This window comes from Stenotrophomonas sp. PS02301 (genome assembly GCF_029959485.1).
Classification (GTDB): Bacteria; Pseudomonadota; Gammaproteobacteria; order Xanthomonadales; family Xanthomonadaceae; genus Stenotrophomonas; species Stenotrophomonas maltophilia_Z.
This window is the reverse complement of record NZ_JASCOO010000059.1, coordinates 1-12388: the sequence shown is the minus strand read 5'-3', so window position 1 is coordinate 12388 and position 12388 is coordinate 1. Positions and strand designations below refer to the sequence as shown.

12 protein-coding genes are annotated in these 12388 nt (G+C 62.2%); 10 read left to right on the top strand and 2 right to left on the bottom strand.

Annotated features, from left to right (window positions below; all coding sequences use genetic code 11):
* Positions 1–18: 18 nt before the first annotated feature.
* Positions 19–1185 (bottom strand): efflux RND transporter periplasmic adaptor subunit, encoded by a 1167-nt coding sequence (locus QMX81_RS14150; RefSeq protein WP_023123862.1) that lies wholly within the window; start codon positions 1183–1185, stop codon positions 19–21.
* Positions 1185–1820: a TetR/AcrR family transcriptional regulator gene (locus tag QMX81_RS14145; RefSeq protein ID WP_004883078.1), complete on the bottom strand. Its 636-nt coding sequence runs from the start codon at positions 1818–1820 to the stop codon at positions 1185–1187. The genes QMX81_RS14150 and QMX81_RS14145 overlap by 1 nt, the downstream gene beginning before the upstream one ends.
* A gap of 109 nt (positions 1821–1929) precedes the next feature.
* Between QMX81_RS14145 and QMX81_RS14140 the strand changes: the two genes are divergently transcribed.
* The 10 genes from QMX81_RS14140 (at position 1930) to trbJ (ending at position 12321) form a co-directional block, all read left to right on the top strand.
* On the top strand, positions 1930–3354 hold the full coding sequence (locus QMX81_RS14140; protein WP_028699135.1) for a TolC family protein: 1425 nt from the start codon (positions 1930–1932) through the stop codon (positions 3352–3354).
* 74 nt (positions 3355–3428) lie between these two features.
* A complete protein-coding gene (locus QMX81_RS14135; RefSeq protein ID WP_004883081.1) occupies positions 3429–4373 on the top strand; it encodes a LysR substrate-binding domain-containing protein in 945 nt (314 codons plus the stop codon).
* Entirely contained in the window at positions 4370–4645 is a 276-nt protein-coding gene (locus QMX81_RS14130; protein ID WP_004883082.1) for an EexN family lipoprotein, read from the top strand. Before QMX81_RS14135 ends, QMX81_RS14130 begins: the two co-directional genes overlap by 4 nt.
* A gap of 290 nt (positions 4646–4935) precedes the next feature.
* Complete coding sequence (locus QMX81_RS14125) at positions 4936–6951, top strand: conjugal transfer protein TraG (protein ID WP_004883083.1); 2016 nt, start codon at positions 4936–4938, stop codon at positions 6949–6951.
* Positions 6948–7412 (top strand): ribbon-helix-helix protein, CopG family, encoded by a 465-nt coding sequence (locus QMX81_RS14120; RefSeq protein ID WP_004883086.1) that lies wholly within the window; start codon positions 6948–6950, stop codon positions 7410–7412. The genes QMX81_RS14125 and QMX81_RS14120 overlap by 4 nt, the downstream gene beginning before the upstream one ends.
* Complete coding sequence (gene trbB / locus QMX81_RS14115; RefSeq protein ID WP_004883088.1) at positions 7409–8476, top strand: P-type conjugative transfer ATPase TrbB; 1068 nt, start codon at positions 7409–7411, stop codon at positions 8474–8476. The genes QMX81_RS14120 and trbB overlap by 4 nt, the downstream gene beginning before the upstream one ends.
* Positions 8473–8856 carry a TrbC/VirB2 family protein gene (locus QMX81_RS14110; protein WP_004883090.1) on the top strand — a complete coding sequence of 128 codons (384 nt, stop codon included), beginning with the start codon at positions 8473–8475 and terminating at the stop codon, positions 8854–8856. The genes trbB and QMX81_RS14110 overlap by 4 nt, the downstream gene beginning before the upstream one ends.
* On the top strand, positions 8853–9125 hold the full coding sequence (locus QMX81_RS14105) for a VirB3 family type IV secretion system protein (RefSeq protein ID WP_004883097.1): 273 nt from the start codon (positions 8853–8855) through the stop codon (positions 9123–9125). The genes QMX81_RS14110 and QMX81_RS14105 overlap by 4 nt, the downstream gene beginning before the upstream one ends.
* Before the next feature lie 11 nt (positions 9126–9136).
* Positions 9137–11587 carry a conjugal transfer protein TrbE gene (gene trbE, locus QMX81_RS14100; RefSeq protein WP_004883099.1) on the top strand — a complete coding sequence of 817 codons (2451 nt, stop codon included), beginning with the start codon at positions 9137–9139 and terminating at the stop codon, positions 11585–11587.
* The gene (gene trbJ, locus QMX81_RS14095; RefSeq protein ID WP_004883101.1) at positions 11584–12321 is read left to right on the top strand and encodes a P-type conjugative transfer protein TrbJ; all 738 of its coding nucleotides are present in this window, start codon (positions 11584–11586) and stop codon (positions 12319–12321) included. Before trbE ends, trbJ begins: the two co-directional genes overlap by 4 nt.
* Positions 12322–12388: the final 67 nt, after the last annotated feature.

Genomic DNA, 12388 nt, shown 5'->3' with positions numbered 1-12388 from the left:
AAGTCTTCCTGTAGCGGGTCAGCGTCCGGCCAATTGGGTCGTGGCCTTGAGTGGGGTGACTTGTTGCTCGTTCGTCAGCCAACTCGCGCCAGCCGCGACTACCATCTCGCCGCGCTTCAGGCCGCCCACAACGCGAACGTTGTCGCCGCCTGGCTCGCTCTGGAATTGCACTTCCCGGCGGTGCACCTTCTTTCCGGTCACGTCATATACAAACACTGCGGCTTGTCCTGCTTTCTCACTGAGCACCAGTGCCGAATAGGGAAGCATCAGACGATCTGGTGAGGCATCCTTCGCTTCCGGTGCCTTCAGCAATACTTGAACGGCAGACCCGGGTCGAAGACTGCGCGCAAGAGTAGCATCTTGAGGAACGAGCACGACAGGTAAAAGTGAGCCATTTTCAGCACGCAAGCCGATGCGTTGTACCGAAGCACGAACGGGACTTGCTGACTCGCTCAGGCGCAGTTCGGCGACCTGCCCAATTTTGATATTTGCCGCCTGGGTCGTCGATGCAGTCGCAAGGACTTCTACGCCGCTGCGTAGTCCATCCACTTGAAGCACCGGCGCTCCGGCTGCAATATCTGTGAACGGCAGAGCGAGTTTCTCCGCGACGACGCCGTCGAATGGCGCATGAATGGCGGCCCCCCTTCGCGCACGCTCGGCAAGGCCGAATGCGGCCTTTGCATTGCGCACCTGGCCTTCAGCTGCAACCAACTGTGCTTTCACACTCTCGAATGCAGCCGGGGAGATTACGTTGCCCTCAAGCAGCCCCCTTTGCTGCGTTGTCTGCACGATTCTGTCTGCCAATGCGGCTTCCGCAGCAGCGAGTGTCGCCCGAGCCTGTTCTAGGCGGAGTTGCTCGGGCTGAACATCCAACTCAGCCAGAAGCTGTCCGCGAGAGAAGCGATCTCCCACGTCCACATGAAGCTTGCTGATACGCCCGCCAGTCTCGAACCCCAAGGTACTCCGCTCACTGGAGCGAGCTAGACCACTCAATTCAATGCGATTGGCCACAGAACCTACATCCCCCACCGTGAGCAGCTTGACCGCTCGCGGTGGATCGGAAGCAGGCTCCTTCTGACTACCACAGCCGGCAAGCGATGCGAGCAGAACAAACGCGAGGCCGACTTTCTGCATTTGCCAGGACTGGGATTTAAAGGGAGTGCAAGACACGGGAAGGCCTTTCATCAGCGTTTATCAATAGGGGTGAGTTCCAGTTCGCCGCGGGCGAGCGCCTGGAGGGTGTGCATGAGTCGAGAAAGGTCTTCGGCAGCAAACGTCGGAAAACCCATCATTTCGGCGAGGAAGACTCCGTCCAAGGCAAATAGAACGATTCCGGCGATATCGGTGCCGCGTGGAGATTTGCTCGCGTTCTCGTACTGCCTGCGGTACCAGCCGCGCACAGGCTCAAGCAGCGTGGGGTCTTCAGCCACGGCCGCCAGCAATGCAGCGCTCATCTTTTGCATCCCGCCGTCAGGCATAGCCGAGACCTGGCTGGATAGCCAAGGGTCTGGATCGCCGACGAATGGCAGCTCTCGCTCTTCCTGCCCGCCATCAAACGCCGAGACCTGGTCATCAATCATCGTGAGGAGCAGATCGCGCTTGGTCTTGAAGTGGTACAGGAACGCACCTTTGCAAATTCCTGCCCGTGCAACGACCGCGTCAAGCGTTAGGTGCCCGGCACCTCCCTCCATGACTACGTCACGCGCAGCTTGAAGGATGCGCTCCCGTGTTTGTTGCGCTTTCTTAGAGATGGAGGGGGCTTCAGCGCCGTTGTCCGCCGAATGCGACTCCTCTGGGCTTGATTTCATACGAGTTGCCATGGTGAAACTCCAAAGATGCTTGATTTTTGAACCGTCTGGACGGTATAGTACACGCCATGAACTATGCCCGTCAAGACGGCCTCCTCAATTCACAACCTAGTGGCTCAACATGTCCGATCCCTACGCCCGCCGCGGCCTTACTGCTGTTGCATTCCTATCGATCACGCTTCTCGCCGCGTGCAGCCACTCGCCTCACAGGGTGGAGACATCACGCGTTGAGGTTCCGGCCAAATTCATGAACGAAGCGGGTCTGGCTGTGCAGCAGGTGCCAGCACAAGCACTCCCGGCCGAGTGGTGGACGGCGTACGGTGATCCGCTGATTGACGCGCTGGTGCGCAACGCGCTGGAGCACAACACCGATCTCGCTATTGCAAGAGCGCGGATTGATGAAGCTGTGGCGATCACCCGACGTACACGCGCTTCAATGTTCCCTAGCTTGGCGCTCACGCCCCAAGCAACGCGCGCGCGCGACTTTTCTTTGGCACCGACCATCAGCAGCGATGCCAGGCTTCCGCTGTCGGCTTCATGGGAAGTTGATCTAGCGGGCCGCCTCTCGCATGCCGCTGATGGCGCACGGATGGACGCAGTTGCTGTCGAACAGAACTGGTTCGCGACACGTTGGCAGATCGCCTTTGAGACAGTGTCCGCTGCACTGCAGCAGCGGCAGGCGGCAGAGCTGGAAGATCTGGCAAAAGAGCGACTTCAAGTCGCCGAGCGCCTTGAGCGTCTGACAGAGCAGAAGTTCAAGGCAGGTCAAGCTACGGGCTTTGACATTGAACGCACGCGTTCCGAGGTCATCGCCCTCCGGGTGGAGCAAGAGCAGTTGCGACGCGTACGCGGCGAAGCAACGCATGCCTTGGATGTGCTCGTTGGCCGGATTCCGGGGGCGCTTGGCAGCGGTCCTGCGCTTGCCTCTCTCACCATGCCCGATTGGACTCCCAGAAGCGTGCCAGGCGAATTGCTGCAGCAGCGCCCCGACGTCAGAGCCGCGCAGGCGCGTCTTGCAGCGGCGACGGCGCGATGGAACGCAGCAGAAGGCGAGCGGTTCCCCAAACTTGTGCTCGATTTGAGTGGTGGGCGCCAACGCTTCGAGAACAACGGAACACGTGTGGCAGGGAACATTTTCTCTCTGGGCTTGGGTGTGACGCTTCCGATCTTTGACGGTGGAGCAATACAAGCGGGAATCGACGAGGGCTCAGCACGCAGTCGCGGCGCACAGGCTGACCTGGAACGCACGGTTTTGCTTGCGCTTCAGGATGTGGAGAACGCTTATCTGGGCTGGCAGACCCAGCGGACTTCTCTGCAGCATCAGGTCGATGGTCTTGTCGTCGCTGATCGACTCCTTGACCGCAGTCGACGCCTCTTTGAGGCGGGACAGGTGGATGCGACCGTTGTTGCAGAAGCGGAGCGTGGCACCTTGTCCCAGCGAGCGGCTCTGGTCCGTGCTCGCGCCGACGCAGCCGTGCAATGGGGTGTTCTCGCTAAAGCGCTTTCTGGTTCGCCAGAGCATGTGAATCTGCAATCTTCACCCTGAGTCCTTGAGTTGGAAGAACGCAGCATGGCAGCGAGTTTTAAATACTGAATAGATCGACGATTAGTAGGGGACGCATGGAAATTCGACATCTACGTTGTTTTATGGCGCTCGCCGAGGAACTTCACTTCGCTCGCGCCGCTGCGAAACTGCATATTGAGCAGTCCCCACTGTCTCGCACGATCAAAGAACTCGAAGAGGAGTTAGGAGCACAGCTCTTTATTCGGAACACGAGAAGCACGCGTTTGACACGAGCTGGGTTGATGCTCATGGAGCACGCACCTCGGGTGTTCGCATCCTTGCAACAGGCGCGGGACTGCGTGAAGGCAGCAAAAAATGGCTTTCATGGACAACTCCGCGTCGCCTTGTCAGACGGCGCAACACTACTGTGCTTACCAGCCCTATTGGCGTTGTGTCGCGAGGAGGAGCCCGAGGTTGAGATTCGCTTTTTTGAGGTGCCACTATCCCAACAAATCAAAGGATTGCACGACGACCTGTATGACGTCGGCTTTGCACAGTCCGACGACGTAGGTGATGGAATCGTCGCACTTCCCGCGTGGACTGACACGCTTATGGTGGCGCTGCCAGCTCGGCATCCGTTGCTGGCTCTTAAGCGAATTCCATTGGATGAACTGCTGCGCTACCCGCTAGTGCTATCTGATCCTCAAGTGTGCGAGGGCCACGCCAAGCACATTGAGCGAGTACTTAGCCGGGCTGAAATGCAGCCTCTAGTTGCCGAGCGGGTTACCACTTTCGACCTGATGATGGCGTTGGTATCTGCCGGTTTTGCACTCGGACTTACAGGGGCTGCACACATTGCAGCCTCCCGAGAGCCAGGAGTCGTGGCGAGGCCGCTTTCGACACGCGTACCACCTTTGACGACCTATCTACTCAGACTTGAAGGCGATCCGTTTGACGAGCTTGCGCGCTTCATTCAGCGAGTACAGGCCATCGAATTGCCAGAGTTTCTCAGGTCAACAAAAAGCCGAAATCCCGATCTTCCGGAGGAATTGATGCCATGAGACTCGCCATCACGCTCGTCGCTGCAATGCTAGTCGCATGCGGTCAATCTGATAAACCGCACAAAGCCACTAGTGCAGAAAAGAAAACCCCGACAGTAGAAGAGCTGGTGGCAGACCCGGAACAGCTCAAGAAGTTGCGCCAGCAATGCAAGACGGATCGGCCTACTTTGGGCGAACTGCTTTGCAACCGGGTAGCGGAGGCAACACGTAAGCGGTTCTACGGTGACGGAAAAACGCCATACACACCGCCCAAAGAATCCCCCAAATTCTGAAATTCAGCAATTCAGCAATTCAGCAATTCAGCAATTCAGCAATTCAGCAATTCAGCAATTCAGCAATTCGCTAGTCTGCCTGAATCTTCTGTTCGGCACGCTGATATTCGCCGGCGCTTACGGAGTCACTCCCTGGCTAGACACAGCGCGAATTCATTCTTTCTTATCGACCTTTCTGCCCCAAACGGTCTTTGACCGGCACTAAGCCAGCACCGATCCTGACGCCTGCGGCACATTTCTAAGCCGCGTTTCCCAAGGGAATCAGCGTAGGAGAGATTGGAGGCGGGGCTATGCAAGGTACGAATGTGCTGTTCGGTCAGATAGCCGTGGTATTCGGCATCGTGATCGCGGGTGTGTGGGGCGCCACACAATGGACGGCAGCAGCCCTTGGCTATCAGGTACGCCTTGGCTCCCCCTGGTTTGATTTCCTCGGCACACCGATCTACCTCCCGTGGAAGCTGTTTGAGTGGTGGTTCTTCTTCGATGCCTACGCGCCACGCGTTTTCGACACGGGCGGTGCCATAGCGGGTGGCAGTGGCTTGCTGGCGGTGGTGGTCGCAGTCTGCATGTCGATCTGGCGCTCTCGTCAATCACGCCTAGTCACGACCTATGGCTCGGCACGCTGGGCAAGTACGGAGGACATTCGCAAAGCCGGCCTTACGCAGCCGATCGGCGTGTTCCTCGGTCAGCACGATGGCAAGTACCTTCGGCATGAAGGCCCGGAACACATCCTCACTTTCGCGCCCACGCGCTCAGGCAAAGGCGTCGGCCTTGTGGTGCCGACGCTGCTTTCTTGGCCTGCATCCGCCGTAGTCCACGACATCAAGGGCGAGAATTGGCAGATCACCGCAGGTTGGCGCTCACGCTACTCACACTGCCTGCTGTTCAATCCGACCGATGCGAAGTCGGCGGCCTACAACCCGCTGCTAGAAGTTCGGCGCGGCGCACATGAAGTGCGTGACGTACAGAACATAGCCGACATTCTGGTCGATCCAGAAGGCGCGCTTGAGAAGCGCAACCATTGGGAGAAGACTTCGCACGCGCTGCTGGTCGGGGCCATCCTGCATGTGCTCTACGCGGGCGAGGACAAGACGCTGCGCGGCGTCGCCAATTTCCTCTCCGATCCGGCCAGCCCCTTCGAGCTGACCTTGCACCGGATGATGACCACACAGCACCTCGTGAACGTGGAAGGTGGTGGCCCGCATCCAGTCGTCGCTTCGGCGGCGCGCGAAGTGCTCAACAAGTCGGACAACGAGCGTTCCGGCGTGTTGAGCACCGCCATGTCGTTCCTGGGCCTCTACCGCGACCCCACGGTGGCCGAAGTCACCTCGCGCTGCGACTGGCGTATCGCCGACCTGATCGCGTCCGAGCATCCGGTGTCGCTTTATCTGGTAGTGCCACCTTCGGATATTTCGCGGACGAAACCGCTCATTCGCCTGATCCTCAACCAGATCGGCCGACGGCTCACCGAATCGCTCGACGGCAGCGACGGCATCGAACGCCGCCACAAGCTGCTGCTGATGCTCGATGAGTTCCCGGCGCTGGGCCGCCTGGACTTCTTCGAGACGGCGCTTGCCTTCATGGCGGGCTACGGAATCCGCAGTTTTCTTATCGCCCAATCGCTCAACCAGATCGACAAAGCCTACGGCCAGAACCATTCGATTCTGGATAACTGCCATGTCCGCGTGACGTTCGCCACCAACGATGAACGCACTGCGAAACGGATCTCCGAAACGCTTGGCACCGCTACCGAACTGCGCGCGCAGCGCAACTATGCCGGGCACAGATTGGCACCGTGGCTGGGGCACCTCATGGTGTCGCGGCAGGAGACGGCCCGCCCGCTACTGACGCCCGGTGAAGTGATGCAGCTTCCGACTGAGGAAGCTGTGGTGATGGTGTCCAGCGTGGCACCGATCAAGGCCAAGAAGCTGCGCTACTACGCCGACGCGAATTTCAAGAACCGCGTTTTACCGCCGCCTGTGCTCGCGGCCGGGCAATACGCGGACGCGCCACCGGCCCGGCCCGACGACTGGAGCGGCCTATCGATCCCAGCCGTGTCAACGGTCCGGGCTGCGGGCCTGTCCGGCGATGGCACAGGCACCGCCGATGACGGCGGCCCACGCCGACAGCCGGAGCTATCCGAAGTCAGCGAATACAGCCCCGAACCGCTGCTCGCCGGCCATGACCTGACTCTGCTCGATGACGACGACGACCTGCCGCTGCCGCTTCCCGGCCAGCTCGACCCGGCCATGCAGCGCACGGCCCGGCTGGCTTCCCTCGACCCCAACGACGGAATCGACTTATGAGCCAATACCGCCTCAATCTGTTCATTCAGCCCGAGCACGCCAAGCGTCTCGAAGAACTGGCCGCCAAGAAAGGCGTGTCCAAGTCGTCCATTGTCGCGGCGGCGCTCGCGTCGTGGCTATCGCCCGATGCTGGCGACCAGCGCGAGGCGGCCATCGCCAAGCGGCTCGATCGCCTGTCGCGGCAGGCCGAGCGCATGGAGCGCGACCAGAACATCCAGATCGAAACACTGGCGCTGTTCATCCGCTACTTCCTGACCGTCAGCACCCCGATTCCCGAAGCCCATCAGGACGCAGCTCGCGCCCAAGGCAAAGCGCGTTTCGAGCAATTCGTGGAGCGGCTCGGCCGCCACCTGCTGCGTGGCCGCAGCCTGGTGCGCGACGTTGTGGAAGAACTGCACCCAGACCCGGCGCGAATGGATGACGCGGAGGCACTGGCTGAAGCGCAGGAGCGTGCCTCATGAGCGCCATTCCGCAAACCCCGCCCGAACTCTCATCCGCCGCAACCTCTCTGGATCGCCGTATCCAGATGCTGCGCACGGCAATGGGGCCAGTCATCGCCGCTGCGCTGGCCGACCCCGACGTGGTGGAAATCATGCTCAACCCCGACCGCACCCTATGGGTGGATCGGTTGTCATCGGGCCGCATGCCGCTGGGCGTGGAGCTGTCCCAAGACGATGGCGAACGCATCATCCGGCTGGTGGCTGCGCACGTCGGCGCAGAGGTGCATCGCGGGCGGCCGCTGCTGACCGCCGAGCTGCCCGAAACCGGCGAGCGGTTCGAGGGCATCTTGCCGCCCGCAGCGCCCGGCCCAGCCTTCGCGCTGCGCAAGCGCGCCGTGAGCATCATCGGGCTGGATCGCTATGTGGCCGACGGCATCTTGACCACAGGCCAGGCCGAGTTCCTGCGCCGCGCCGTGCGTGAGCGCCAGAACATCCTGATCGCCGGGGCGACGAGCAGCGGCAAAACCACACTCGCCAATGCCTTGCTTGCGGAGATCGCCGCCACGGGCGACCGCGTGCTTGTGCTCGAAGACACCATCGAGCTGCAATGCGCAGCCCGCGACCATGTGCCGCTGCGCACCCGCGCTGGCGTCGTGTCTATGACCGAGCTGGTGCGGGCCACGATGCGCCTGCGCCCCGACCGCGTGATCGTCGGCGAGGTACGCGGCGGCGAAGCCCTGGACTTGGTTAAGGTGTGGGGCACCGGCCACCCCGGCGGCATCGCCACCATCCACGCCGGTTCCGCGCTGGGCGCGCTGCTGCGCCTCGAACAGTTGATTCTTGAAGTGGCGGTGAACCCACCGCGTGCGCTGATCGCCGAGGCGGTCAACGTCGTGATCCACATCGCCGGGCGTGGCCGCAAGCGCCGCGTCGAAAGCATCGCCCGTGTCGTCGGTTTCGACGGCACCGGCTATCGCCTGGCGGACGCGCTGGAAACACCGTTTCCCGAGCTGATGCCGGTTCCTCTCGCAGCCGATGCCGCTGCGCCTTCCTCGTCCCTTGACCTACCTGGAGAACTGCCATGACGCAGATGCACGTTCACGCTTTCCGTAATTCCGTAAATCCGGTTTCAACCATCGCACGCCTGCGGCGGCTGGCCGGCCCCGCGCACCACGGCCTGCTGCTGGCCGCAGTCATGCTGATGACGGCGGGCACGGCGAAGGCATCCGGCTCCTCGATGCCGTGGGAAGGCCCGCTGCAATCCATTCTGGAGTCGATTCAGGGGCCGGTGGCACGCATCGTCGCGGTCATCATCATCATCGCCACGGGCCTCGCGCTCGCCTTCGGCGACACGTCGGGCGGCTTTCGCAAGCTGATCCAGATCGTGTTCGGTTTGAGCATCGCGTTCGCCGCGTCCTCGTTCTTCCTGTCGTTCTTCAGCTTCTCCGGCGGGGCTGTCGTATGAGTGGCCCGGATAGCTTCGCGGCCGGCTTCGAGGTGCCGCTACATCGCTCGCTGACCGAGCCGCTCTTGATGGGCGGCGCACCGCGCACGGTGGCGATTGCCAACGGCACGCTAGCCGCTGCCGTCGGGCTGGGCCTGCAACTCTGGATTCCTGGCGTAGTGCTCTGGATCGTCGGTCACTCGCTGGCCGTGTGGGGCGCGAGGGTCGATCCGCAGTTCATGCAGGTCTTCGCCCGGCACATCAAGCACAAGCCGCTGCTGGACGTGTAGGAGACGCCGCCATGCTTAACCTTGCCGAATACCGCCAGCGGCCCGCCTTGCTGGCCGACTGGCTTCCCTGGGCTGGGCTGATCGCGCCGGGCGTGGTGCTGAACAAGGATGGCTCGTTTCAGCGCACGGCGCGCTTTCGCGGGCCTGATCTGGACAGCGCCACGCAGGGCGAATTGATCGCCACGACGGCACGGCTAAACAACGCGTTGCGCCGGCTGGGTTCGGGCTGGGCGCTGTTCGTGGAAGCCGAGCGCCAGTCGGCCGCGGACTATCCGCATTCCGACTTTCCCGAACCGCTGTCCTGGCTGGTGGACGAAGAACGCCGCGCTGCCTTTGAGGAATCGGGGAACCACTACGAAAGCAGCTATCACCTGACGCTAGCCTATCTGCCGCCGGAGGAATCCCGCGCTCGTGCAGCCAAGCTGCTCTACGAGCACGCGCCGGGCGATGGTGTGGACTGGCGCGGTCGGCTTGACGCCTTCCTGGCAGAAACGGATCGGGTTTTCGACCTGCTCGATGGCGTGATGCCAGAAATCGTCTGGTTGGACGATGCCGCGACGCTGACTTATCTTCACGCCACGGTGTCCACGCGGCGCTACCGGCTGGCCGTGCCCGAGGTGCCTTTCCACCTCGACGCACTGCTGGCCGATTCCGCCCTAGTCGGCGGCCTTGCGCCCATGCTGGGTGACCAGCATCTGCGCGTGGTGTCGGTGCGGGGCTTTCCGACCTCGACCTGGCCGGGCCTGCTGGACGACCTCAATCGCCTGGGCTTTGCCTATCGCTGGAGTACCCGGTTTCTCTGCCTCGATAAAGCCGAGGCGGAAAAGGAGCTGGGCCGCCTGCGTCGCCAGTGGTTTGCGAAACGGAAGAATGTCATTGCGCTACTGCGCGAAACCATCTTCCAGCAGGAATCGCCGCTGGTGGACACGGATGCCAGCAACAAGGCGGCCGACGCGGATGCCGCCTTGCAAGAGCTTGGCAGCGATCAAGTCGCCTTCGGCTACCTCACCGCCACGGTGACGGTGTTCGATGACGACCCTGCCGTAGCCGACGAAAAGCTGCGCATGGTGGAACGTGTCATCCAAGGACGTGGCTTCGTCACCATCCCCGAAACCTTAAATGCAGTCGATGCGTGGCTGTCGTCCATACCAGGCAATGCCTATGCCAACGTGCGCCAGCCCATCGTCTCGACGCTGAATCTGGCGCACATGATGCCGGTGTCCGCCGTGTGGGCTGGGCCGGAGAAAAACGCCCATCTCGACGGCCCGCCGCTGATCGTCACGCGCACGGATGGCGCGACGCCGTTCCGGCTGGTGACGCACATCGGCGACGTGGGGCATACGCTGGTCGCGGGGCCGACGGGCATGGGAAAATCTGTCCTGCTGGCGATGCTCGCCTTGCAGTTCCGCCGCTATGGCGGCTCGCGCATCTTCGCCTTCGACATGGGGCGATCCATGCGGGCGACGGTGCTGGGCCTGGGCGGCGAACACTACGACCTCGGCGCGGACGGCGCCATTGCCTTTCAGCCCTTGGCCCGTATCGACAGCGAAGGCTATCGCACCTGGGCCGCCGAGTGGATCGAAGGCCGCCTGCTGCATGAAGGCGTGACCGTCGGCCCCGACGAGAAAGCCGCCATTTGGTCGGCGCTCGGCAGCCTCGCTGGTGCGCCGGTGGAGCAGCGCACGATGACCGGGCTTTCGGTGCTGCTGCAATCGAACGCGCTGCGGCAGGCATTGTCGCCGTATGTGCTGGGCGGCGCGCACGGCAAGCTACTGGATGCCGACCGCGACCGGCTCGGCAGCGGCGACGTGCAGGGCTTTGAGATGGAAGAGCTAATGCACAGCCCCGCCGCCGTGCAAGCGGTGCTGCGCTACTTGTTCGCCCGCTTCGATGCACGTTTCGACGGTGCTCCCACGCTGCTGATTCTCGATGAAGCCTGGCTATTCCTTGATGAACCGTCCTTCGCGGCACGCATCCGGCAATGGTTGAAAACTCTGCGCAAGAAAAACGTGTCGGTGATCTTCGCCACGCAGTCGCTTGCCGACATCAAGGATTCGACCATCGCGCCCGCGATCATCGAAAGCTGCGCGAGCCGGATTTTCTTGCCCAACCCGCAGGCGACCGAGCCGCAGATTCGCACGGTCTACGAGGGCTTTGGCCTCAACAGTCGGCAAATCGAAATCGTCGCCACCGCGCAGCCCAAGCGCGACTACTACTACCAATCGCGCCTGGGCAATCGTCTGTTCGACCTCGACCTGGGGCCAGCCGCGCTCGCCTTCTCGGGCGCATCCACACCGCAAGACCAACGCGACATTGACCGAGTGCTGACGCAGGCCGGCGCTCCCGGCTTCGCCGGTGCGTGGCTACGCCATCGCGGCCTCGATTGGGCCGCCGACCTGCTGCCGTCCTCGCCGTCGGCGGCTTCTTTCCTCGCTACTCAACCCCTGGAGATTTCGCCATGAAGACCCGTGTACTTTCCGTTTCGCTCGCCGCCGCGCTGGCCGGCTCGCTGATGCTCGCTCAGCCAGCGGCGGCGCTCACTTTCGTTGATCCCGTCAACTTGGTGCAGAACACGCTGACTGCCATCCGCACGCTGGAGCAGATCAACAACCAGATCAACCAGCTCCAGAACGAAGCGCAGATGTTGATGAACCAGGCGCGCAACCTGGCGAATCTCGACTTCAACATCGTCAACCGGCTGCGCTCGACGCTCGCCACGACTGAACGCCTGATTGCCGAGGCGCAAGGGCTGGCCTACGACGTGCAGAGCATGGATGCCACGTTCTCGCGCCTGTACCCGGAGCAGTACGCCGCCACCATCAGCGGCGACCGCATGGCACAGGACGCACGCGAACGCTGGAAGAACACGCTCGACGGCCTGCACACCGCGATGCGGATGCAGGCGCAGGTGTCGCAGAACCTGACGCAAGACGAAAGCGCGCTGGCCGACCTCGTGAGCCAAAGCCAATCGGCCACGGGTGCGCTGCAAGCGATGCAGGCAACGAACCAGCTTCTCGCCTTGCAGGCCAAGCAGTCCATCCAGGCCCAGCAGCTCCAGATCACACAAGACAGGGCGGCCTCGCTGGAGCTGGCGCGGCAGGCAGCGGCCACCGAGCGCGCCCGCGAAGTGCGGCGGCGCTTCCTGGGCACCGGCACGCCGTACACACCGCAGTCCGTCAACTTCTACAACAACTGACGGGAGGCGGCCATGCGATGCGTTCCTGTCCTGCTGGCCGTGCTGCTGACCGCATGCGGCCAGCAGC